The sequence below is a fragment of the Gracilibacillus salitolerans genome, from assembly GCF_009650095.1.
Classification (GTDB): Bacteria; Bacillota; Bacilli; order Bacillales; family Amphibacillaceae; genus Gracilibacillus; species Gracilibacillus salitolerans.
This window is the reverse complement of sequence record NZ_CP045915.1, coordinates 3351352-3373637: the sequence shown is the minus strand read 5'-3', so window position 1 is coordinate 3373637 and position 22286 is coordinate 3351352. Positions and strand designations below refer to the sequence as shown.

At 37.6% G+C, this 22286-nt stretch carries 27 protein-coding genes and 1 riboswitch; of the genes, 20 read left to right on the top strand and 7 right to left on the bottom strand.

What is annotated here, in order from left to right; all coding sequences use genetic code 11:
- Positions 1–178 precede the first annotated feature (178 nt).
- The 16 genes from GI584_RS16180 (at position 179) to GI584_RS16105 (ending at position 13268) form a co-directional block, all read left to right on the top strand.
- The gene (locus GI584_RS16180) at positions 179–703 is read left to right on the top strand and encodes a cupredoxin domain-containing protein (protein WP_153791850.1); all 525 of its coding nucleotides are present in this window, start codon (positions 179–181) and stop codon (positions 701–703) included.
- Between the two features lie 16 nt (positions 704–719).
- Entirely contained in the window at positions 720–2171 is a 1452-nt protein-coding gene (locus GI584_RS16175) for a cbb3-type cytochrome c oxidase subunit I (RefSeq protein WP_153791849.1), read from the top strand.
- Complete coding sequence (locus tag GI584_RS16170; protein WP_153791848.1) at positions 2152–2775, top strand: SCO family protein; 624 nt, start codon at positions 2152–2154, stop codon at positions 2773–2775. The genes GI584_RS16175 and GI584_RS16170 overlap by 20 nt, the downstream gene beginning before the upstream one ends.
- Positions 2775–3317 (top strand): hypothetical protein, encoded by a 543-nt coding sequence (locus GI584_RS16165; RefSeq protein WP_153791847.1) that lies wholly within the window; start codon positions 2775–2777, stop codon positions 3315–3317. Before GI584_RS16170 ends, GI584_RS16165 begins: the two co-directional genes overlap by 1 nt.
- A 99-nt stretch (positions 3318–3416) precedes the next feature.
- Entirely contained in the window at positions 3417–3764 is a 348-nt protein-coding gene (locus GI584_RS16160) for an ArsR/SmtB family transcription factor (protein WP_153791846.1), read from the top strand.
- Positions 3765–3779: 15 nt separating this feature from the next.
- Positions 3780–5075 carry an arsenic transporter gene (locus tag GI584_RS16155; RefSeq protein ID WP_153791845.1) on the top strand — a complete coding sequence of 432 codons (1296 nt, stop codon included), beginning with the start codon at positions 3780–3782 and terminating at the stop codon, positions 5073–5075.
- Positions 5076–5093: 18 nt separating this feature from the next.
- Complete coding sequence (gene arsC / locus GI584_RS16150) at positions 5094–5513, top strand: arsenate reductase (thioredoxin) (RefSeq protein ID WP_100359752.1); 420 nt, start codon at positions 5094–5096, stop codon at positions 5511–5513.
- Between the two features lie 91 nt (positions 5514–5604).
- Positions 5605–6585 (top strand): DUF3221 domain-containing protein, encoded by a 981-nt coding sequence (locus GI584_RS16145; protein ID WP_228552258.1) that lies wholly within the window; start codon positions 5605–5607, stop codon positions 6583–6585.
- Positions 6586–6744: 159 nt separating this feature from the next.
- Entirely contained in the window at positions 6745–7344 is a 600-nt protein-coding gene (wrbA, locus tag GI584_RS16140) for an NAD(P)H:quinone oxidoreductase (RefSeq protein WP_407647367.1), read from the top strand.
- Positions 7345–7461: 117 nt separating this feature from the next.
- A riboswitch (TPP riboswitch) is annotated at positions 7462–7571 on the top strand.
- Positions 7572–7711: 140 nt separating this feature from the next.
- Positions 7712–8686, top strand: coding sequence for an ABC transporter substrate-binding protein (locus GI584_RS16135; protein ID WP_153791843.1), 975 nt, complete (start codon positions 7712–7714; stop codon positions 8684–8686).
- Positions 8687–8699: 13 nt separating this feature from the next.
- Entirely contained in the window at positions 8700–8993 is a 294-nt protein-coding gene (locus GI584_RS16130) for an MTH1187 family thiamine-binding protein (RefSeq protein WP_100359755.1), read from the top strand.
- 123 nt (positions 8994–9116) lie between these two features.
- Entirely contained in the window at positions 9117–9872 is a 756-nt protein-coding gene (locus tag GI584_RS16125) for an ABC transporter permease (RefSeq protein ID WP_194842012.1), read from the top strand.
- Positions 9872–10615, top strand: a complete 744-nt coding sequence (locus GI584_RS16120) for an ABC transporter ATP-binding protein (RefSeq protein WP_153791841.1) — start codon at positions 9872–9874, stop codon at positions 10613–10615. Before GI584_RS16125 ends, GI584_RS16120 begins: the two co-directional genes overlap by 1 nt.
- Entirely contained in the window at positions 10608–11375 is a 768-nt protein-coding gene (locus tag GI584_RS16115) for a TatD family hydrolase (protein ID WP_153791840.1), read from the top strand. The genes GI584_RS16120 and GI584_RS16115 overlap by 8 nt, the downstream gene beginning before the upstream one ends.
- An 86-nt stretch (positions 11376–11461) precedes the next feature.
- Positions 11462–11971 (top strand): RNA polymerase sigma factor, encoded by a 510-nt coding sequence (locus GI584_RS16110; RefSeq protein WP_153791839.1) that lies wholly within the window; start codon positions 11462–11464, stop codon positions 11969–11971.
- A gap of 4 nt (positions 11972–11975) precedes the next feature.
- Entirely contained in the window at positions 11976–13268 is a 1293-nt protein-coding gene (locus GI584_RS16105; RefSeq protein WP_153791838.1) for a hypothetical protein, read from the top strand.
- A gap of 111 nt (positions 13269–13379) precedes the next feature.
- On the opposite strand, the gene GI584_RS16100 is transcribed toward GI584_RS16105, so the two are convergent.
- Entirely contained in the window at positions 13380–14174 is a 795-nt protein-coding gene (locus GI584_RS16100) for a thermonuclease family protein (protein WP_153791837.1), read from the bottom strand.
- A gap of 108 nt (positions 14175–14282) precedes the next feature.
- On the opposite strand from GI584_RS16100, the gene GI584_RS16095 reads away from it, so the two are divergent.
- A complete protein-coding gene (locus GI584_RS16095; protein WP_153791836.1) occupies positions 14283–14849 on the top strand; it encodes a YdcF family protein in 567 nt (188 codons plus the stop codon).
- Here the strand turns inward: GI584_RS16095 and GI584_RS16090 are convergent.
- The 5 genes from GI584_RS16090 to GI584_RS16070 all read right to left on the bottom strand — a co-directional run bounded on the left by GI584_RS16090 (position 14846) and on the right by GI584_RS16070 (position 18845).
- Complete coding sequence (locus tag GI584_RS16090) at positions 14846–15400, bottom strand: hypothetical protein (protein WP_153791835.1); 555 nt, start codon at positions 15398–15400, stop codon at positions 14846–14848. The genes GI584_RS16095 and GI584_RS16090 overlap by 4 nt on opposite strands.
- Positions 15397–16023 carry an SCO family protein gene (locus GI584_RS16085; RefSeq protein ID WP_153791834.1) on the bottom strand — a complete coding sequence of 209 codons (627 nt, stop codon included), beginning with the start codon at positions 16021–16023 and terminating at the stop codon, positions 15397–15399. The genes GI584_RS16090 and GI584_RS16085 overlap by 4 nt, the downstream gene beginning before the upstream one ends.
- Positions 16024–16471: 448 nt before the next feature.
- Positions 16472–18151 carry a cbb3-type cytochrome c oxidase subunit I gene (locus GI584_RS16080; RefSeq protein WP_153791833.1) on the bottom strand — a complete coding sequence of 560 codons (1680 nt, stop codon included), beginning with the start codon at positions 18149–18151 and terminating at the stop codon, positions 16472–16474.
- Between the two features lie 12 nt (positions 18152–18163).
- A complete protein-coding gene (locus GI584_RS16075; RefSeq protein ID WP_100359764.1) occupies positions 18164–18625 on the bottom strand; it encodes a cytochrome c oxidase subunit II in 462 nt (153 codons plus the stop codon).
- Positions 18626–18719: 94 nt separating this feature from the next.
- Positions 18720–18845, bottom strand: coding sequence for a cytochrome c oxidase subunit 2A (locus GI584_RS16070; RefSeq protein ID WP_100359765.1), 126 nt, complete (start codon positions 18843–18845; stop codon positions 18720–18722).
- Between the two features lie 172 nt (positions 18846–19017).
- Between GI584_RS16070 and GI584_RS16065 the strand changes: the two genes are divergently transcribed.
- The 3 genes from GI584_RS16065 (at position 19018) to GI584_RS16055 (ending at position 21215) form a co-directional block, all read left to right on the top strand.
- Positions 19018–19386: a cupredoxin domain-containing protein gene (locus tag GI584_RS16065; RefSeq protein WP_100359766.1), complete on the top strand. Its 369-nt coding sequence runs from the start codon at positions 19018–19020 to the stop codon at positions 19384–19386.
- Between the two features lie 88 nt (positions 19387–19474).
- On the top strand, positions 19475–20158 hold the full coding sequence (locus GI584_RS16060) for an RluA family pseudouridine synthase (RefSeq protein WP_153791832.1): 684 nt from the start codon (positions 19475–19477) through the stop codon (positions 20156–20158).
- Between the two features lie 16 nt (positions 20159–20174).
- Positions 20175–21215 (top strand): LLM class flavin-dependent oxidoreductase, encoded by a 1041-nt coding sequence (locus GI584_RS16055; protein WP_153791831.1) that lies wholly within the window; start codon positions 20175–20177, stop codon positions 21213–21215.
- 234 nt (positions 21216–21449) lie between these two features.
- On the opposite strand, the gene GI584_RS16050 is transcribed toward GI584_RS16055, so the two are convergent.
- Positions 21450–22262: a COX15/CtaA family protein gene (locus GI584_RS16050; protein WP_153791830.1), complete on the bottom strand. Its 813-nt coding sequence runs from the start codon at positions 22260–22262 to the stop codon at positions 21450–21452.
- Positions 22263–22286: the final 24 nt, after the last annotated feature.

Here is a 22286-nt window from a genome sequence, read left to right as displayed (position 1 = left end):
GAGAAAAGCTTTTTATATCAAGTTTTTTTATTTTATATAAATAAAAGTTTAATTTTTAAATATAATAAAAGTTTTGATTTTTGTCAATAAAAAAACCTTAAAAGTGATTTGTATCACACGTAACATAAATAATTTGTCATACATTGTGACATATATATTGATTTTAGGAGGTAGTAGGATGGTTCAAACTGTTGCGTGGATAACAAGTCTTATTTTTATGTTATTGATTACCTTTATTTTTTTATTTGTAGCTTTGAAATCGACTGAAAAAAGAGAGTATGGACGGATTAAAAAGAAATGGTACAAAGCCAGGACATTTTATGGTGTTACTCTTGTGGTATTTATGCTCATCATTACGATTTACACACTAAGAGAACTTCCTTATGACCAACCAGTTTACGGAAAAGGTGAGGACCCAACAATTGTTGATGTGGAAGCGTTGCAATTTGGTTGGGAGTTAAGTCAATCAGAGTTTAAAGTTGGAGAGGCAATAGAATTTCATGTGACAAGTCAAGATGTTAATCATGGATTTGGAATATACGATGAGGAAATGAACATGATTGCGCAAACACAAGCAATGCCAGAGTACACCAATGTTGTCTATCTAACGTTTACCGAACCAGGTACGTATGAAGTGTTATGTCTGGAATATTGCGGCCTTGCTCATCATGTGATGACCTATCAAATTACGGTAATTAATTAGTGAAGGAGTGTTTTGGATGGTCCATAATCGATTAATCAAAAATTACTTAATCATTGGTGGAACAGTGATTTTATTGATGATGGTATTTGGTATTTTGATGTTGCTCGCCCAAGGTGGTGTTCTATCTCTTAGTACACCGACATTTTATCAATTCATGACAATACATGGAACTGGAATGATTGGTGCGGCTGGATTAGCAGCATCTGCTGTGATGTGGTATTTTTTAAGTCAGCATGTCACACTATCCAAGAAAATTTTTGTGACGAACTTAGTATTATTTGTAATTGGACTTGTGCTTATTATCATTGGTGTTTTCTCCTTTGATTATGCAAGTGCTTGGACGTTTTTGTATCCATTACCAACCTTATCTGCTAAGGCATGGGGAACAATTGGTGCATTACTATATCTAATAGGTATGTTAATAATTGGTATTGGCTTTATACTTTTATTCATTGATACAGGCCGTGCCATCATGAAAAAACAAGGCAGTCTTGCCAAAGGGTTAGGTTGGGATGTGATTGCCGGTAAAAAAGCCGAAAAAGACGCACCCGCACCAGCGATTATCGCCAGTACAATGGTAACGATCGTTAACGTAACAGCATTGATTGCCGGTGCAACTGTGATAATGATGAACATCATCCATACAATTAATCCATCTTTTACCTTTGATCCACTTTTAGCGAAAAATTTAACGTTTGCATTTGGTCATGTGTTCGCTAATTCGATTATTTACATGGGTGTTATTGTCGTCTATGAATTGTTAGCAAAGTATACAAACAGACCGTGGAAAGCGAACAAAGTCTTTTTAATCGCATGGTCAATGTCAACTGTATTTACATTAATGATTTATACGCATCATGTGTTGATGGATTCTGTCATGCCAAAATGGATGTTAATAATTGGACAGGTGTTTTCCTATGCAAATGGTTTACCAGTACTAATTGTCACCGCTTATGGTGCACTAATGATTGTCTACAAGTCAGGGATTAAGTGGGATATGGCATCAGGATTAACCTTTTTATCCATGTTTGGTTGGACAGTTGGAGTTGTTCCTGCAATCATTGACGCAACAATTGTTGTGAACCATGTCATGCATAATACCAAATGGGTACCAGGACATTTTCATATGTATATGGGACTTGGTGCAGTAGTTATGATTTTTGCCTTTATGTATTATTTAGCAAAAGTAGATGGTGGTTTAAAAGTAACGAAGTTAGACTGGATTGCCTTTTTTAGTTATATCATAACAATGGCTTCTGTTAGTGTTCAATTTCTAGTCTCCGGTGCATTAAGTACACCAAGACGTTGGGCAACACATATTCCTGAATGGATGGGGCCTGCATTATTTGGAGGAATTGCTGGAGTATTTTTAATGATTGCTACTACATTATTTATCGTTCATTTTGTTCGCTATGTATTGCAACAAAACGTAAAAAGGAACGATCTTTATGGCGAAAAAATGTTGTAATAGAATAGCTACTACTCTATCAATTATTTTAGTTCTTTTTATGTTGTTTATAGGAACAGATGGATTTACTGTTTTTACAGCAGAATCAGCAAGAAAGAACAAATTGATAGAGGAGAAACCAAAGTTCCCAGAGGTAATATTAGAAGATAGCAAAGAACGAACGTATACAATGGAAACGTTTCGTGGAAAACATGTGTTAATAACTTTTGTTTATACAGCTTGTACTACCGTTTGTCCAGAGTTAGAAAGAAATTTAGAAGAGGTATATCAAAGCATTCCTGCACATTATATTGGGGAAGAGATCATCTTTCTAACGATAAGTTTTGATCCAGAACGAGATGATCCAGAAACATTAGAAAACTATCGCCAGTATTTTAATAGTGATGGAGAAACATGGCGGATGGCAAGGGTTCCAGATCAACAACAATTAGAATCTTTGTTAGATGCTTTTGGGGTGATTGTTATCCCTGATGAATATGGTTTTTCGCATAATTCTGCTTTTTACTTTGTTAATAAGGATGGATATTTAGAAAATGTTCTCGATTATACCGATATAAATGCTGCTACAGAATATGTCGTTAGAAGGTTAGAGGGGGGAAAATGATGAAGTTAGCCATCGTATTTTTTATTCTCTTACTAGCCCCTGTTACTAGAGACAGTCTTGAATCGGTAATGGTACTGCATATGTTTGTGCAGTTACCTTTGCTTATTTTAGTTGGTGTTTTATCACATGGCAATCGTAATTGGCATTTTCTTGAAAAATGGAACGAAAATGGTGTTGCTGGAATGTTACTGGCTGTCGGGGTGTTATTTTTCTGGATGCTTCCGCGATCATTGGATGATGCCTTAACAGAAACAGGAATGGAAGTTTGGAAATTTGTCTCACTCCCTCTTCTTGGTTTTCTATGGCGGAATAGCTGGCGAAAATTAGGAGGAATATTCAAAAGTTTTCTTCATATTAATTTTTTATCGATGTTTGGATTATTGGCCTGGCTTTATCTCGGAACACCTGTACAAATTTGTAATAATTACTTGATTAACGAACAACAAATAGTTGGGGCTGTTTACCTTTCCGTTGTGCTGGTATCATTGCTTTACCTAGTGTATATTGGCTTTTTTAGAGGGTTAGTGGAAGAGGCAAAATAGTCTCTTCTTTTATTAATTTTTTGTAAAGATAGGTTTTATGCATTGAATATATAAGTATATTGTTATATATTTATATTCGAATGAAAAAGGGGGATGAGAATGATTAACAAAACGGAATTTCAAATTGAAAAAGCTGCACCAATCTTTAAGGTGTTAGGTGATAAAACAAGGCTTACCATGATGAAATTAATCGAAAACCAGACTTGTTGTGTTTGTGAGTTCGTTGAAATTTTCCAAATGAGTCAACCATCCATTAGTCAGCATTTGCGTAAATTACGAGATGCCGGACTGATCAAAGAAGAACGGAAAGGACAATGGGTATTTTATTCCTTAAATCATGAAAGTGAATGGTTTGGATTAATGAAGTCAATTTTAGAACAATTACCTAGTCAGGAAGACAAATTAATAGAATTAGAGAAGAACGGAACAAGAATTACTTGTTGTTAGTAGGGGGACAATATTTTGATTGATGTTATTTTGGCTATTATTATTTTTTTAGCAACGTTAATACTTGTGATTTGGCAGCCCAAAAATTTATCGATTGGTTGGTCTGCGATCGGTGGTGCCGTAGTGGCACTGCTTGTAGGAGTTGTCGGATTTCAGGATGTAATAGAAGTAACTGGAATCGTTTGGAATGCAACGTTGGCATTTGTGGCGATTATTATTATTTCGTTAATATTAGATGAAATCGGCTTTTTTGAGTGGGCCGCCTTACATATGGCTCGTCTCGCTAAAGGCAATGGTATTAAAATGTTTATTTATGTCAGTTTACTAGGTGCTTTAGTGGCTGCCTTTTTCGCAAATGATGGGGCTGCTTTGATCTTAACACCCATCGTTTTGGCAATGGTTCGCAATCTGCAATTCAAAGAAAAAATGGTTTTTCCTTTTATCATGGCAAGTGGTTTTATTGCTGATACCACTTCATTGCCATTGATCGTCAGTAACTTGGTGAACATAGTCTCGGCAGACTTTTTTGAGATTGGTTTCGTCGAATATGCGTCAAGAATGATCATTCCAAACTTGTTTTCGATCATTGCCACGATTGCGGTATTGTATCTATACTTCAGAAAAAATATTCCGAAAACCTATCAGGTTGATCATTTAAAACGGCCAGCTGAAGCATTAAAAGATATTAAAATGTTCCATCTGTCATGGTATGTCCTTGCGATATTATTAGTTGGTTATTTTATCAGTGAATTTATTGCAGTTCCAGTTTCGATTATTGCAGGAATCATTGCTATCTTTTTCTTAATTATGGCACGGAACAGCACTGCGGTTAACACAACTGCAGTAGTCAAAGGAGCACCATGGGAAATTGTCTTTTTCTCGATTGGAATGTATGTAGTCGTGTATGGTCTGCGTAATGCAGGGCTCACTGACGTATTAGCAGGACTGATTCAATGGAGTGCAGATCAAGGTTTGTTCAGTGCTACTGTTGCCATGGGCTTTATTGCTGCAATTCTATCTTCAGTGATGAATAATATGCCAACTGTAATGATTGATGCACTTGCGATTGCGGAGACAAATACATCTGGTGTCGTGCGTGAAGCACTGATTTATGCAAATGTGATTGGATCTGACTTAGGTCCGAAAATCACACCTATCGGTTCGTTAGCAACCCTTTTATGGTTGCATGTTTTGTCTCAAAAAGGTGTGAAAATCTCCTGGGGTACTTATTTTAAGACTGGAATTATTCTCACGATACCCATTTTATTTATTACGTTAGTAGGCTTATATCTGACATTATTACTATTCTAATTAAAGGAGGAATTTCAATTGACGAATAAAACAATTTACTTTTTATGTACAGGTAATTCTTGTCGCAGTCAAATCGCAGAAGGTTGGGGGAAAAAGTATTTAGGTGCTGACTGGAATGTTTACAGTGCTGGAATTGAAACACATGGGTTAAATCCAAATGCTGTCAAAGCAATGAAAGAAGTAGATATCGATATTTCCAACCAAACATCTGATAAAATTGACTTGGAAATTCTGCGAAATGCTAATATGGTTGTGACGTTATGTGGTGATGCACGTGATAAATGTCCAGTTATTCCATTTGGTATCCGTAATGAACACTGGGGTTTTGATGACCCGGCAAAAGCAGAAGGAACAGAGGAAGAGAAGTGGGCTGTTTTCCAACGAGTACGTGATGAAATCGGTAACCGAATTAAACGTTTTGCGGAAACAGGAGAATAGATGAAGGTAAAGAATGGGCGTTTCAATGTCCATTCTTTTTTTGCTGTAACCTTTTTCGAAGGACGACGACTAATAGAAAAAGGGGGCGATCGTGTTGAGATATTTACTTGGTCTTATCATGATATTATTCGTAACTGCTTGTGGTACAACTTTGGATAACGGGAATAAAAAGCATGGTGATGCAAATGATGATGTGCAAAATGTTATGGAAGGTTATGTCGCTAACATAGAAGATAATAGTGTATTAGTTGTCGAGAATCGATTGGATCCAACCATATCTGAGTTCCATCCAGACCAGCATGAACAGGCAGGTAGTGCAATTAGTTTTAGCCTCGATGATATAGAAGATAGTATGGTTGATTCACTAATCAGAGGCGAAAAAATTCAAGTCACCCATGGAGCAGTGGCGGAATCCTATCCTGGACAAAGCAGTGCTGTTGCAATAAAACGGCTGGTTGATGAGGAACATGATATGATCATATCGTATGATGAAACAATAAACTTAGTCACTCTGGAACAATTTATACAAAAAGCAGAAAACAATGAAGAAGCCATCATGCGAGTGGTAAACTTTACACCTGAAGGTGGTACGGTGTTTAACAATTTTATTTTTGACAATGGCGAGTATATCGTAAAAGAGGATGCAACCCAGGATGATTTCGTTGAAGCGGAAACAATAAGAGAAGTAACCTGCCAAAAATTAGAATATTACTTAACAGATGATCAACATATAATGTTCGAACTGACAAGTTGTGACAAGGAAGGTGAAACATTAGCGATAGCAAGCCTACCTTTTGCAGATATCATGGTTCCTAAGGACACATATCACCGCATTGAAGTGATCGTTGGTGATGAAGTTGTATTGGATACAACCGATGAATCCGAAAAAGAGGAGATTATTACAAAAATACGTGGAGGTACACCACATTCCGTGATGACAATGACGATGATGGCACCAGAAGGCGAAATTGTTTTGTATGGTAAACAAGCGACCATTCATTTTGATTATCAAGAGGCAGGGAATGTGATCCGCTATAATACTTTTATTGAGGCAGGTTTGACAATTGATTAAACATGGGGTTTACGCTCCATGTTTTTTATCAAGCATTTATCTTGAAATTGAGATAATTACATGATAAATTTATGTTGTCTCGGTTTCGAGATAAATGTATACATTGTATCAAACAGGGCAAATCTAAAATATCTAAATTGGAAAAGGAGTTTTATCAACATGGTAAAAGTAGCAGTAGTTTATTATAGTTCAACGGGTATAAACTATCAATTAGCAAATTGGGCAGCAGAATCAGTAAAAGAAGCAGGGGCAGAAGTGAAAGTAGTTCGTGTTGCGGAGACAGCACCAAAAGAAGCAATAGCACAAAATCCAGGCTGGCAAAAACACGTAGAAGAAACAAAAGATGTCCCTGTAGCAACAACTGAAGACTTGGAATGGGCAGATGCTATTATTTTCAGCACGCCAACACGTTTTGGAAATGTTGCATCCCAAATGAAACAGTTTATTGACACACAAGGTGGTCTATGGGCATCAGGTAAGACCGTAAACAAAGTAGTAAGTGCCATGACTTCAGCTTCTAATCCTCACGGTGGACAGGAAGCAACGGTTTTAAGTCTTTATACATCCATGATGCACTGGGGTGCGATCATTGTTCCTCCAGGGTATTCCGATGACTCACTATTTGCGGCTGGTGGTAATCCATATGGTACAAGTGTTACGCAAAGCCAGGAAGATGGATCGATGGTAGAGGATGTTCAAACTGCTGTGAAACATCAAGCAAAACGTGTTGTTGAAGTAGCAAGTAAAATCCATGGGTAATAAAAAAACGAATCTCTAATCTGAGGTTCGTTTTTTTATAGTGTAATGCTGTCATGATCTGTTTATAAAACTTGAACAAAAACGCGAATTATGTCAAAGTAGAAGTTAGCAAGCAAATAGTGAATGTAGGGGGACCGGTGTTGCCGGTTGAGACTGTATCCGTAAGATGCTGACCCTTAGAACCTGATCTGGTTAGCACCAGCGTAGGGAACATATGAGATAATAATATCTATATGCGCCCTAGGCTATATGTCTAGGGCGCTTTCTTATATGTTCCTCTAGAAAAGATAAAGTGAGATTTCCATCAGTGGGAGTTAAAAACCCCGACTGATGGTTAGCGCAGTGAAAAATAATAGGGGGATTCATCATGAAGAAAATTTTATTTGTAATGATTGGTATGTTTATACTCGCAGGATGTGGGAATGAAGAAAGCACACAAGACGAATTAGAGGAAGTTACATTAGTATTAGATTGGACGCCAAACACTAATCATACCGGACTTTATGTTGCAGAATCAAAAGAATATTTTGAAGAAGAAGGTTTAGACTTAGAAATTGTCATGCCAGGAGAAGCCGGAGCAGATCAGACCGTTGCTTCCGGTCAGGCGGAATTTGGTATTAGTTATCAAGAGCAAGTAACGGAAGCACGTACTCAAGATATTCCGCTCGTATCAATTGCAGCAGTAATTCAACACAATACTTCCGGATTTGCCGCACCGGTGGATAAAGAAATCACATCCCCTGCTGATTTTGCTGAAAAAGCCTATGGTGGCTGGGGTGCTCCAGTTGAATCTGCAGTTATCGATGCGTTAATGAAACAAGAAGATGCGTCTGTAGAGGATGTAGAAATAGTAAATATGGGAAATACGGATTTTTTTACAGCAGTAGAACGTGATGTGGATTTTGCTTGGATTTATTACGGCTGGACTGGAATCGAAGCAGAACTTCGTGGGACAGAAATTGATATGATTTATCTCACGGACTATTCAGAAAAACTAGACTACTATACACCAGTTATTACAACAAATGAAGAGATGATAGAAGAAAATCCGGAAACAATTAAGAAATTTATGGCTGCGGTAAGTCGTGGTTATCAGGATGCAATAGAAAATCCAAGTGAAGCTGCCGACATTTTAGCAGAAGCAGTTCCAGATTTAGATGAGGAATTAGTTCACGCAAGCCAGGAATGGATATCGCCAAAATATCAAGATGATGCAGACAGATGGGGTGAACAATCAGCAGAAGTCTGGAGCAATTACGCAGAATTCATGTTTGATAATGACCTACTAGAACGTGAACTAGACGTCGAAGCAGCATATACCAACGAATTTTTACCAGAATAATGGAGGGATATTAATGGCTGAAGCATTAGTTAGTATACAAATCATACCGAAAACACCGAAAGGAGAAGATTCCATTCCTTTTGTCGATGAAGCGATCAAGATTATCGAGCAAGCAGATGTCAAATATCAGGTCAATCCATTAGAAACAACAATGGAGGGTAACCTCGCAGAATTATTATCTGTTATCGAAAAAATGAATCAGCGTATGCATGAGTTAGATTGCCCAAGTGTTATATCACAAGTGAAGATCTATTCTCATAAAGATCAGGAAGCATCCATGAGTGAACTAACAAAGAAATATCGATAAATTTGAAAAGTGTCCAGAAAATTCCCGAAAGTGTCCAGTAAATTAAAAAAAGTGTCCAGAAAAGGATCAGAAGTGTCCAGTAAGTCGCGAAAAGTGTCCAGTAAAACCAATAGGAGCATGTCGATGTTTAGAAAGTCGTTTTTACCAGTTATAGTGATTATTAGTATTTTAATTATTTGGGAAGGGTCCAGTCGGGTATTGGATATTCCGACCTGGGTTCTTCCTGCGCCCACTGTCATTATTCAGGAAGCGGTCAGCGGTTGGGATAATTATCAGCATCATATATTATCAACAGTGATGCTGACTGTAAGCGGATTTGCTATCGGTGTCAGCGTAGGGTTGGTTATTGCGATTGTCCTTCATGTCTTACCCAAAATCCGTGAAGCACTATATCCATTGCTAATTATGTCACAAAATATTCCAATTATTGTACTCGCTCCATTGCTTGTTATTTGGTTCGGATTTGGTGTCACACCGAAATTATTAATTATTACTTTAGTTTGCTTTTTCCCAATCGCAGTTTCTACCATTGATGGATTAAGGCATACAAATCCAGAATTAATTCATTATGTGAAAATGGCTGGTGCAACGAAAAGGCAAATTTTCACCAAATTAGAATTACCTCATGCGGTTCCTCAAATGTTTTCCGGATTAAAGATTTCAGCTACCTATAGTGTAATGGGGGCTGTCATTTCGGAATGGTTAGGTGCTAATCAAGGAATTGGCGTATACATGACGCTTGCTTCTTCCTCATTCCGAACAGATCGGGTATTTGTGGCAATTTTATTTATTATGATTTTATGTCTGATTTTTTTCGCAATTATTATTGCTGCTGAAAAAATCATCTTAAAATGGCATCCAGGGAAAGGGGACCAGTGATGAGTACACTAGAACTTGAGAATATTACGAAAAGCTTCGGTGAACAAATGATTCTAGAGAACTTGGAATTGCAAGTGAATGATGGCGAATTCGTCTCCTTACTCGGACCGTCTGGAAGTGGAAAAAGTACTATTTTTCACTTGATTGGCGGTCTCTATCAAGCCGATCATGGCACGATTCGATTAGATAACGAAGCGATCAATGGTAAAAAAGGATCAATTAGTTATATGCCACAAACACCCTCGCTTTTCCCGTGGCGTACGGTTTTAGAAAATGTCATTTTAGGTGTGGAACTATATCAAAAACCCGATAAACCAAAAGCACTTGAGATGTTGGATAGAGCCGGCCTACAGGATTATGCCAATGCTTATCCCCATGAATTATCTGGTGGGATGCGTCAGCGTGTAGCGTTTGTGCGTAGTTTACTAAGTCCGCAATCCTTTATTTGCTTAGATGAACCTTTTTCTGCATTAGATGAGTTTACAAGGTTAGAAATGCAAAAATGGTTGTTATCGATCTGGGAGCAAGAACGGCCATCTGTCTTATTTGTTACCCATAACATTGAAGAGGCGATTTTCTTATCGGATCGAATTCTCGTTTTAGGCTCCAAGCCAGCCAATGTCATCAAGGAATTCAACATCGATTTTAAACGACCGAGAAAAGAGGATTTGACCCTATCGACGGCATTCCTTGAAACAAAAAAAGAAATCTATCAAACATTACGGAGTGTGTTAGATGTTTGATGCACATATTCATTTGGATTGGTACCAGTCCAATGAGCAAAAAAAGATAATGAATACGTTAGAAGTGAACGGGATGATTGCAGTATCTAGTGATTTGAAAAGTTGTAAAAAAGTGTGGCAATTATCTAAGCAAAATCCAAGCGTATTTCCGGCATTTGGCTGGCATCCGGAACAGCCGCTGCCAACTGATCAAGAAATAATTCAGATCGAAACTATGATTCACGAAAATCATAAGCAGATAGTTGCCATTGGGGAAGTGGGACTTCCTTTTTACAAGAGAAAAGAGGATCCTAGTCTTGATCTCCAAGCCTATATCGACATATTAGAGCGGTTCATGGCATTAGCTGTGCAATATGATTTGCCGATTGTATTGCATGCTGTATATGATGATGCTGCGACAGTGTGTGATTTATTAGTTAAGCATGGTGTAGAACGTGCCCATTTCCATTGGTTTAAAGGAGATAAAGCTACGATTAAGCGAATGATCGAGGCAAACTATATGATTTCCGTGACACCGGACTGTGTTTATGAAAAAGAGATCCAGTATTTGATTGAAAGCTATCCTATGGAACTAATGATGGCGGAAACTGATGGACCTTGGCCTTTTGAAGGGCCATTTCAAGGGAAGATGACGCATCCGAATATGATAATAGAAGTGATCAAACAAATAGCAAAAATTAAACAGTTACCAATGCAACATGTAAAAGAACAAGTGGAACAGAATACAAAATTATTTTATAGATTAATGGATCGTTTCTAAAAGAACGATCTTTTTTTCTTGATTTCGTAACTTTTACTAACTTAATTCCGTCTAAATATCGATTTTTTGTCTGTGGGGTGCTCTGATTGGATTGGGAGAGAAAGAGAATATTAGATGAATGGTATCAAGTGCATAGTGACGCAATATTTAAGTATATTTGCTTAATATCGAAAGATTATCAGCAAGCGGAAGACTTAACGCAAGAAACATTTATAAAAGCATATCACCATATGGATAACTTTCAAAAAAAAGCACAAGTACGAACATGGTTATTTCGGATTGCACATAATGTGACCATTGATTATTTACGAAAACGAAAACCATTGCGAGTGTTTGAAGCAATTTTTCATCAACAAGTTGAACGAAAAGCATTACCAGAAGAACAATTAATTATACAAGAGGAAGTACGGGAGCTATATCAAGCATTAGAGAAGTTAAAGCCCGCCCATCGGGAAGTAATCATTTTAAGAAAAATAAAAGGCTTTTCTATTAAGGAAACAAGCACTATATTAAACTGGTCCGAAAATAAAGTAAAAATAACCTTACATCGAGCTATGCCAGTATTTAAACAAGCACTGAAAAGCGAGGAGGAATAGATGAATGGATAAAAAGTTATCGGAATTTGATCAGAAAATCACATGGAAAGGTTCAAGTCGTCAGCGTGTCAAAAGAATGATTGATGAACAGATAACTGCTTCTAATAAAAAACGGATGCCGCCTTTATCGGTTATATTTTCGATGATAGCTGTAGCTCTTCTCTTCATCTTAATAATTGGTTCTTTTTCTGAAACAATCCAACATTCCTCTGATAGAATGATTCATGAGACAAAAGAAGGTATAGCTATTCAAATTACACATAAAAAGGAACAAGCGGACGGTTATCAAGTGACTGTAAGAGTTCAAAATAATAGTAAATATAAATTAGAACAAAATGAACTCTTTATTAAAGACTTTAGTGGTGAAGGAGAAATGCGTACCTATCATGATGAAGATTGGAGTGAATCTTTTGAAAATACGTATGTGGACCGTAATTCGGTAATTTTAAAGACACAGAATGACTGGGAAACAATCGAACAAGGTCAAAGTAATGATGTGAACTTTTATGTTCCAAAAGAGTTTGTTGAAAGTGATGAATATGAGGTAATTTACCATAGTGTATCCTCAATAGAACCAGGTCAGAGAGGAGGTGAGGATGCAGGTGAAGCCTTTCATGTGATTGATCTTTTACACGATCAAGTCGGCCTTTATCAACATGAGATAACATCGAATGAAAATACTCCATTTATTATCATAGTAGTAATCACAACTATTATTGTAATCATATTAATCATGAGATATGTACATGTAACACCAAAATGGAAACTAGGAATATCAGGACTAGTACTTGTAGCCACACTTTTCATATTCCCTATTCGTGTAGCAGTGATGGACGATGAGGCAGAGATCACCCAGCTTACAGAAGGAATTTTGCCAATAACCGAGTTGGTGCATCTTGAATCTATCGATAATGATCGTTTGATTGCTTTCTATCAATCAGGAGGAGGTAGCTCTGTTTCCTTTGGCAATGTGTTTGTTGAAAAAACATGGTTTGGATGGAAAAATCGCGGGGGAGGAGCAGGCGTTATTACTAACACACATCAAATTGGATGGAGTGAAACTTATGTAGGAAACTCTAATTCTAATTTTTCGAAACCTCTAATAGATGGTTTAATTTTAAATGAGGATATTGAAGAAGTTATTGTCGAAACTAATAAAGGGGAGGTAGAAGCAACCATTGCAGAATATCCGCCTAATGAACGTTTTTACTTCTTGTTATTAGATTCAGCTGATGTAAATGTGGAAAATATTTATGGTGTTGGAGAAGAAGGCGAAATAATTGAAGCAGTTTGGTAGTCACGAGATATTAAAATTAAGAAAGGAAAGTAACTGACCTTATAGTCAGAAGAATAATTCCATAATATAAATAAGCCCGAATGATCATCTGACCTTTCGAGCTTTTCTTCATTACTCACAAGCTACACCATCACCATCGCCATCCATATGACTGCCATAACCTGGATCATCTTCGTACAAAGGAGTTACACCGGCTTCATGTGCTTCTGTACAATTAGCATAATAAACATCGTCATCTGGTTTTTCAGCTTCTTGATTTTCTTGAGGATCATCTTCGACTCCTTCATGGTTGAATCCATCTTCTGATACGTATCCATCGATACTCCAGATTCCAATCTCTGCTTCACGTGCTCGTTGTTCCGCTTGCTTCATTTCATCTTGATGGGTATAAGGTGGATCATAGACATAAGCATAACGTGCTAAACCTTCTTCTAATAATAGTTGATTAAAATTTTCTCCATCCACCCAAATATAGCCAAGTAGACGATCATAGTTATCTCGTTCTGGTCCATCGAATTCGACTTGAATTTCTTTTCCTGCCAGTTTTTCTACCGCAAAATCAGATGCTTCTGGACCGAATGGCTGAACAGGAAGGTTTGGGTGCTTCGTTTCAGGAGTATCGACTAATAAAAGTCTTACTGTTTCTTCCTGACCATCTAATTCAATATTGACCGTGTCACCATCAACTACACGATTAACGGTTGCAATGGCGAAATTGTCATCTTCAGTTGTTTCTGCCGGCTCTGCTTCTTCCGCAGGTTCCACGTTTTCCTGAGACATTGTTTCTTCGGTAGTATTGTCTACTGTTGGTGCATCAATTTGTTCCTCTTCGATTGTTGGAGTTCCACACCCGGCTAGTATAGTAATCACGATAAGTAAACTGATCATCCATTTTTTCATAAACATGATGTATCCCCCTGTTGTGTTCTTATTCTCTGAAAATTAGTTTACTATATGGAGGTATAGTTTTAAAGATTTTTTTCGGTTATGATAAGAAGGGGAAAGGAGTATTCTATGAAAAAAATTATAATCATACTAATTGGGCTGACATTTACTTTTTTTGTCATACATACGATCGTTATCACCATTGATGGATTAACCGATGAAAAAGAACCATCAGAGCTTGGTGTTGTCCTTGGTAATAAGGTCAATGAAGACGGCACACCTTCAGAAAGACTGCAAGCTCGTCTTGATAAAGCTCACAATTTGTATATCAATAACTTTTTAGACACCATTATTGTCAGTGGTGGCGTTGGTATGGAGGGATATGATGAAGCAGAGGTAATGAAAGAATATTTAATCGAAAAAGGGGTGCCTGAAACATCGATCATAACCGATAACAATGGCTATAATACCGAAATGACGGCAGAGAACAGCCTGGAGATTGCTCAACAACATGATTTGTCAACAGAGAATATAACGGTTATAACGCAATTTTTTCATATTTCTAGGACCAAGTTGGCAATGAAACAACAAGGTTTTAAGGAAGTATACAGTTCACATGCAGAGTATTTTGAATGGCGAGATATTTACTCTACCATTCGCGAATTTCCTGCTTTTTATAAATACCTTGTTTTCTAAACTCCTTCATCTCTCTCAAATTGACGGTAAAATAAATATAATAATAAACAGGCAGCCATCGCTAAGGAACCCCAACCAAGAGTTTGTTGTTCAATGATTAAATAATTATTACAAATTTGCTCATCTACCCAAATGTAAAGAAAACCAGTAACAATCAACGTAGCAAGTAAATAGACCAAAAAAATAAATTGTCCATTATTCCTGATCTTTTGCCAGCTATCACGTAGCGGTATGCCAACTAAAAAAGGTAGACTGATAAACTTAAAGATTTCCACATAGGAATGCGTTAATGCATCATCCATTGCCCGTGGAATTTGCCAATAGGACCAGACTAAGATAACTAACAAGATACCTGGAATTCCTGAACGATTCCATTTCATGAAAAAGTTTGGAAACTTCTTTTTGAAAAAAGGTGTCATCAGAAATCCAGCAAAAACAAATAAGGGCATTTGTGTGTGCATATGAAAGATCATAATCGACTCTAATAAATGGGCAACAGAAGGAAGTATTAAAAAGATAAATAAAATAAGACTATATTTTTCCTGTTTCATACTGGATCACCTCCGATCACTGATGTAATCTGTTCCACTGCTTGATCAATTTCAGTATAATCCATGACATTGACTAAATAGCCGTCTCTGTCAACGAAATAAAAAGCTGTATTGTGTTGAAAATTACCATAATCATCAGGGATTACGACTACACCTAGTTGATTTAGTAAATCATCTAACGCTTGCTGATCATTGATTCGTGCCATTCGCCATGTTTCCCCATCACTGTCAAAATAAGTCCGATATTTTTCGAGTGTTTCTGGATCATCATGTTCTGGGTCAAAGCTAATACTTAGAAATTGAATGTCTTCTTTGACTATGGACGAAGGCAATTGCTGATAAACCTCTTGCATGTTTCGTTCTAATTGTGGACAGACAGTAGCACAATTCGTGTACATAAAAGTAATAAATAAATACTTATCTTGTTGTAGGTCTTCGACTGTATAGGTGCGGCTCTTACTGTCTTCTAGAAGTACATTGGGTATTTGAGGTTGTTCTTTGATTAATTGGTTCGTGCGTGCTTGTTCCGTTGTAAAAGCTTGAAAGCCATCAGTACCAATAAAGAAAACAACGAAACCAAAAAGTATAACAACAACCGATGCAACCCTTTCATGATTAGTCAAACCAAGCACCACCTTTTATTATAATAAATTTGATCCTAGTAGATTAAGTGCTAAGACAGAAGTATTTGCTTTGTAACAAAAACACGAACATCCATTTTAATGTCTTCTGTGTTTGATCAAAGAATGATTATGTCGCTTCCATGGATAAACGAATAGATCCAATGAAGCGGAACATTAATCCAAGGAAGAGCCAACCTCGCTCCTTGGAAAAAGCTCTCCCTTCCTTGGATAAATGATGATATCAAAGGAAGGGAAGCAGAAATCCCAGGAAGCGGAACATTAATCCAAGGAAGAGTTCTCCTTGCTCCTTGGATAAATTCTCCTCTTCCTTGGATAAACGGTAATATCCAAGGAGGAGAATCTGATATGATCTAAGGAAGAGAGGATATCTTATATATCACTAGTGTGAAAATGATGATGCGTCCCGTCCTCTCTCATCATTAAATAGTTACCAAGTTTTGATTGGTGGAGATCCTGGAGGTGCATTAACAATCATGTCTACAATTGGAATAACATATGCCATTGCTACGACAGCAAGTAATACAATGGCCCATAATCCCCAGCGTTCTGTCCACATCGGAACTTTTGGCTGATCATCCTCCGGCTCGGAAACAGGGTATTCTGTTTTGCCTTTTGGAGCAAAGAACATCATGTTAAACACGGCATACACCTGAATAATGACACCTATCAATAGTAGTGTTGCTCCAGTTGCGAAGACATACTCATATGGCAACCAGCTTAATGCTGTTTCATGACCAGCATATGTTGTATCAGAAGTACGACGAGGATCTCCGACTAAGCCAGCTAAATGCATGGAACCAGCCATAATCGTCATGCCAATCGTCCAAATCCAAGTTTGAATCACACCAATTTTATTCATTTTCGGTGTTAATTGACGCTTGGATAAGTGTGGAATTAACCAGTAACAAATACCAAAGAACGTAAGCACCACGGATACCCCAACGGTGACGTGGAAGTGTCCAACCACCCACATGGTATTATGAATGACTTGGTTCATTTGATTACTTGTGTTGACAATACCACCTGCACCACCCGGAATAAAGGCAATCATCGCAATCATTGGTGCAAGGAAACGAACATCGCCCCATGGTAGCTTCTTAAACCATCCGAATAATCCTTTTCCACCTTTTTTTCGTCCAGCTTTTTCTAACACATAGAACATGGCAAAAGCAGTCATTAATGATGGAACAGCGATCGACAAGCTCATGAATACGTGTAAGAATTTAATGGATATGGAGATAGCAGGATCGATAATTTGATGGTGGAAACCTCCTGGGATGTTCAATACAACGAGTAAAATAACAACTAAACGAATTAATTTCTCATTGAAATGTTTACCTCCCACGATTTTCGGAACAATAATATACCATGCAGAAGTAGCAACAAGATACCAAATGTTAACAAGGGTATGACCAAACCACCAAAATAGTGTTCTTGTTACCATCACATTAATTGTTTCCACCCATCCTAATACCCAAGGGATAATCATAAATACTTCAATGGTTACACCGAGACTAGCGAAGAACCATAGTACAAACACACCCATTGCAAAAAAAGCAAGAATTGGTGTTGGTTTGCCCGGGTTTTCTTTTCGCCAATGACGATAGTTGATAAATACACCAAAAGCGACAGACCAAATACCTAACACTAGTAGAACTAGCCCAATGTAAAAGATTGGGTGTGCTGCCAATGGTGGGTAGAAAGTGTATAATACAGATGCTTCACCTAAGACAATCATGGTTACGGCAAGTACAACACCAATTACCTTTAATACGATACCAATCCAGATCATTTTTCGAACTTTTGGTAATAATCCATTAAAAGAATGGGAGAGGTTCGCAAGTTGATACCCGATTGTAAATGTAGCAGTAAAAACTACCAATAATAAAAGTCCGTGTGCGGATAAGACTTGATAATAATTAAATCCTGCGGGTAACGAATAAAGACCAGCGCGTTCTAATCCTTGAATTAACCCTAATAAACCACCAATTAATAATGTTGCAAATGAAATGGTGAAATAAGTCAGCGAAATTTTAGCATCCTGAGGGTTAACTCCTAAATTACTTATTACATTTTCTCTGATTCCAATATTTTTTGCCTGTTCCATTTTGGTCCCTCCTTATTTCACTGTAATCGTAGTAAACATTGCTTGATGTCCAGTACCGCAATATTCATTACACAAAATGAGATACTCACCAGGTTCATCAAATGTATGTGTAATTTTTTGAATATGACCAGGTAATACCATCGCATTTACATTTGTTCCTGGAATTTGAACACCATGTGATACATCTTTTGAGGTCATGGTAAATTCGACCTCTGCTCCAACCGGCACTTCGACATTTCCTGGGTTAAAGGCAAACGCTTCTAGCGTCATAACAAGTTCGTATTTGTTGTCACCGAGGTCAATTAGGCCAGGGTTATCAAATGGAGCGGTTTGTTCCACTTTTTGCGGATCGATCGTTTCTTTATGACTTGGTGGCCCCATCCCCAAGGCATAGGTTTGGTATCCGACAATTACCATAAAGATAACGAGAACACCAACACTAACTGTCATCCAAATTTCTTCTAATTTACTCATTGACTTATGCCCTCCTCTAAATATGAATGTTTTGTGAAAAATGTAACGTAATAGTAGAGAAATTAAGAATTCAACCGTTATAATAAGTAGTACATCACACTCTAGCCATATAAATGGCAAATACACCTGCCCACATTAAAATAATGACTAAAGCAACAATAGTGACAGAGGCGATTGTTCCTGACATGGATTCGTTTGATTTTTTGGTACTGGAATACATTTTGTGAACCTCCTATCTATGTGATTTGACTTAAGCATAAGTTATTTTGTTTTGCTATAAAGTGAGCAACATCACAATCTGAGTGTGATTAAAATCATATTAATGTCGTGGCCGATAGTTTATGATGTAAGTGGTTGACAAACTTAATCGAATAGAAAGGGGATAAATAATCATGAAAAAAATACTTTTAGGCATGATGACATTATCATTAACACTTGTGCTTGCAGCTTGTGGCGGTGATGATGAAGGAAGTTCAAATAACGATGGAGAAACTGCAAGTGGTGATGGCGAAACAGTTGAAATTCAAGCTTCTAACTGGCAATTTGATCAAGAAGAATATACTGTGCCAGCTGGTGAAGTTACGGTAAGCCTTGCAAACGAAGAAGGTTTCCACGGTATAGAAATAGAAGGAACAGATATTACATTGGATGAAGAAGGTTCCGAAACAGCAACACTTGAAGCTGGGGAATATACCATCAGATGTTCTATCATGTGTGGTACTGGTCACGATGATATGGTGGCAACATTAATAGTTGAATAATAAAACATAAAGGTCTCCTAGTATTAGGGGATCTTTTTTTTGTGTTAAGATAAGTAATGCCAATGACTATTTACAAAAGGGGTTTCTTATGAATATTCATATTTTATATGAGGACAACCACTTGTTAATGGTGGAAAAACCAGTTAATTTACTTGTGCAAAAAGATCAAAGTCATGATGAGGATTTGCTCTCCATCTTGAAGAAAGATATCAAAATCCGCTATCAGAAGCCAGGTAATGTTTATTTAGGCCTAGTTCATCGATTAGATCGACCTGTTGGTGGCGTGATGGTATTTGCGAAAACATCAAAAGCGGCATCCCGATTATCTGATACAATCCGTAAAAATCAATTAAATAAAACATACCTGGCTGTTGTCAGAGGGGTTCCGGAACCAAACGGGGAATGGATGGATTTTTTGTGGAAAGACCGTCGTCACAATTTCGTCACGGTTTCGTCAAAAAATAATCAAAAAGCAAAAAAAGCTGTCCTTGATTATCAACTTTTAGCTAGTGATAAAGGCTTGAGCTTAGTGAAGATCAATTTACATACTGGACGACCACATCAAATTCGGGTTCAGTTTGCATCACGGGGATATCCGCTATATGGTGATCAGAAATATGGGAAAAAGGTGAACAATCCTGGCCAGCAAATTGCGTTATGGTCGCACGAATTAGAATTTGTTCATCCAGTTCGTAAAGAAGAAGTCAGTGCGGTATCATTTCCACCTGATCAGTATCCATGGTCGAACTGGGGAGCATTACTTACGAAATAGAGAGAGGAAGAACAGTATGGAGTTTGGAGTTTATAGTTTATCCGAAATCTTAGAAAACCCAAAAACAAAACAAACGTTAACGGCAAAAGAACGTGTCGATATGTTAGTGGAAATGGCTCGCTATGCAGATCAGATAGGGTTAGATCTTTTTGGTGTGGGAGAGCATCATCGTCTGGATTATGCAGTTTCCTCACCGCAAATGCTGCTTTCTGCCATTTCTCAGCAAACAAGTAAGATCAAATTAACAGCATTAACTTCCTTATTAAATACCGCAGATCCAGTACGATTATTTGAAGATTTTGCGACCTTAGATTTGTTGTCTGGAGGTCGCGTGGAATTTACTGCAGGAAGAGGAGCATTTGTCGAATCTTTTCCATTGTTTGGTTACAGTGAAAAGCATTATGACGAACTCTTTGACGAACATTTACATCTTTTTTTACAACTTAATCAACAAGAAAAAGTAACATGGGAAGGTAGATACCGACCACCTTTACAAGCTGCAGAGATTGCACCACGACCACTGCAGAACAAGTTACCACTCTCGATCGGAGTTGGTGGAACGATCGAGAGTGCTGAACGAGCAGGTCGCAATGGCTGTGGCCTAACAGTTGTAATGATTGGTGGAACCGCAAAAAAATACCAACGATTAGTTCAACACTATCATGAAGTCTATCAAGGGGAAAGGCCAGTAGTTGCTATCGCTGGTCATACGATGATTCGTGAAACAGAATTGGAGTTAGAACAGGATTTCTATCCCTATTATGCTAACTATTGGAAGCATCTAACGAAACAAGGGATTGGTGGTGCAATGGGTGCTGCTCGAACAGATTTAGAATTTATCACGAGTAAAGAATCGACTCTCTTTGTAGGTACACCAGAACAAATCGTAGAAAAAATAATCTACCAACATCAATTGTTTCATCATGATCGATATCATGCACAAGTTGATTTTGGTGGGCAACCGATCGAATCGATCAAACAAACGATGGATTTACTAGTTAATCAAGTTATACCAGAAGTAAATAGAAGGTTGAAAGATAGTAACAAGGTAGATTAACAAGATTGCTATACAAGCCGTTTTAAATAAATAACGAATCCGAGATAAAACGAGGCTGGGAAGAAATACTCGATTTACGAAAAAACACGAACATCAAGATGGATGCTCGTGTTTTTTCCTTAGATAAGCGTGTCTGTTCCTTGGAAAAGTATCCTTCTTCCTTGGATAAAGGCATATATCCGAGGAAGAGCGCGAGATATCCAAGAAAGAGTGGTAATCGATCCTTGTCCTCGTTTACTGTTTAGTTTGTAACCACGCATCAAGCACAAAATAGTAAACAGCAGTGGCAAAGGCTAAATGTAACACGCCCCAGAACAGGTCAATCTTGGTCAAGATGGTGATAACACCAACCGTTATTTGGATAACTAGCAAAACGAGCGCTATGAGTATGGAGCGGTTGCGATAGATGAATGCCACATAAATGAGATAAACCAAACTAAAAAGAGCAAAAACTCGATGGACCGTTTGTATCCATCCTTCTAGTGAGGTTGGGATAAACGCTGAATGACAACCAAACCAACTACACGTTAAACCAATCGATGTATGTTTTACATATGCACCTAATCCTATTGTTATTAGTAGGGTGAGTAACAATAACGGTAAGTGTTGTGACTTTTTTTCTTTAAAATAAGGGTTTTCTGTATGACGATAGAGATAGGTTAATAATCCAGAAAAAATCATTGCTAACACTAAGTGTAGTGTTACGACAAGAGCAGGCAGATCTAAAATAACGACGACAGCTCCCGCTATTATTTGAAATATTAATAACAAATAACTGTAAAACGCAATGGACTTAAGATGGTGATATCGTTCGTTCCTATAGATATGTATGACAACCTGGCTGAACAGTAAAAACAAAACCAGTCCAATCACGCGATGGGCAAATTCGATTAAAGTATCACCCTGTAATTCGGGTATCACCGCTCCGTTACATAATGGCCATTCCGGTCCACAGCCCATTCCCGATTCGGATGAAGCTACATAGCCACCAAATACAATCAACAAATACGTCAATATAATGACTATCAATAATTTTTTCTTTACCAATTCATTCCCTCCTTTATTGATAAC

Bases quoted from the DNA above. Each gene is read 5' to 3' on its own strand.
- GI584_RS16180 (WP_153791850.1), top strand. From the start codon at position 179: ATGGTTCAAACTGTTGCGTGGATAACAAGTCTTATTTTTATGTTATTG.
- GI584_RS16175 (WP_153791849.1), top strand. From the start codon at position 720: ATGGTCCATAATCGATTAATCAAAAATTACTTAATCATTGGTGGAACA.
- GI584_RS16170 (WP_153791848.1), top strand. From the start codon at position 2,152: ATGGCGAAAAAATGTTGTAATAGAATAGCTACTACTCTATCAATTATT.
- GI584_RS16165 (WP_153791847.1), top strand. From the start codon at position 2,775: ATGAAGTTAGCCATCGTATTTTTTATTCTCTTACTAGCCCCTGTTACT.
- GI584_RS16160 (WP_153791846.1), top strand. From the start codon at position 3,417: ATGATTAACAAAACGGAATTTCAAATTGAAAAAGCTGCACCAATCTTT.
- wrbA (WP_407647367.1), top strand. From the start codon at position 6,745: ATGGTAAAAGTAGCAGTAGTTTATTATAGTTCAACGGGTATAAACTAT.
- GI584_RS16135 (WP_153791843.1), top strand. From the start codon at position 7,712: ATGAAGAAAATTTTATTTGTAATGATTGGTATGTTTATACTCGCAGGA.
- GI584_RS16130 (WP_100359755.1), top strand. From the start codon at position 8,700: ATGGCTGAAGCATTAGTTAGTATACAAATCATACCGAAAACACCGAAA.
- GI584_RS16125 (WP_194842012.1), top strand. From the start codon at position 9,117: ATGTTTAGAAAGTCGTTTTTACCAGTTATAGTGATTATTAGTATTTTA.
- GI584_RS16120 (WP_153791841.1), top strand. From the start codon at position 9,872: ATGAGTACACTAGAACTTGAGAATATTACGAAAAGCTTCGGTGAACAA.
- GI584_RS16115 (WP_153791840.1), top strand. From the start codon at position 10,608: ATGTTTGATGCACATATTCATTTGGATTGGTACCAGTCCAATGAGCAA.
- GI584_RS16105 (WP_153791838.1), top strand. From the start codon at position 11,976: ATGGATAAAAAGTTATCGGAATTTGATCAGAAAATCACATGGAAAGGT.
- GI584_RS16100 (WP_153791837.1), bottom strand. From the start codon at position 14,174: ATGTTTATGAAAAAATGGATGATCAGTTTACTTATCGTGATTACTATA.
- GI584_RS16095 (WP_153791836.1), top strand. From the start codon at position 14,283: ATGAAAAAAATTATAATCATACTAATTGGGCTGACATTTACTTTTTTT.
- GI584_RS16090 (WP_153791835.1), bottom strand. From the start codon at position 15,400: ATGAAACAGGAAAAATATAGTCTTATTTTATTTATCTTTTTAATACTT.
- GI584_RS16080 (WP_153791833.1), bottom strand. From the start codon at position 18,151: ATGGAACAGGCAAAAAATATTGGAATCAGAGAAAATGTAATAAGTAAT.
- GI584_RS16075 (WP_100359764.1), bottom strand. From the start codon at position 18,625: ATGAGTAAATTAGAAGAAATTTGGATGACAGTTAGTGTTGGTGTTCTC.
- GI584_RS16070 (WP_100359765.1), bottom strand. From the start codon at position 18,845: ATGTATTCCAGTACCAAAAAATCAAACGAATCCATGTCAGGAACAATC.
- GI584_RS16065 (WP_100359766.1), top strand. From the start codon at position 19,018: ATGAAAAAAATACTTTTAGGCATGATGACATTATCATTAACACTTGTG.
- GI584_RS16060 (WP_153791832.1), top strand. From the start codon at position 19,475: ATGAATATTCATATTTTATATGAGGACAACCACTTGTTAATGGTGGAA.
- GI584_RS16055 (WP_153791831.1), top strand. From the start codon at position 20,175: ATGGAGTTTGGAGTTTATAGTTTATCCGAAATCTTAGAAAACCCAAAA.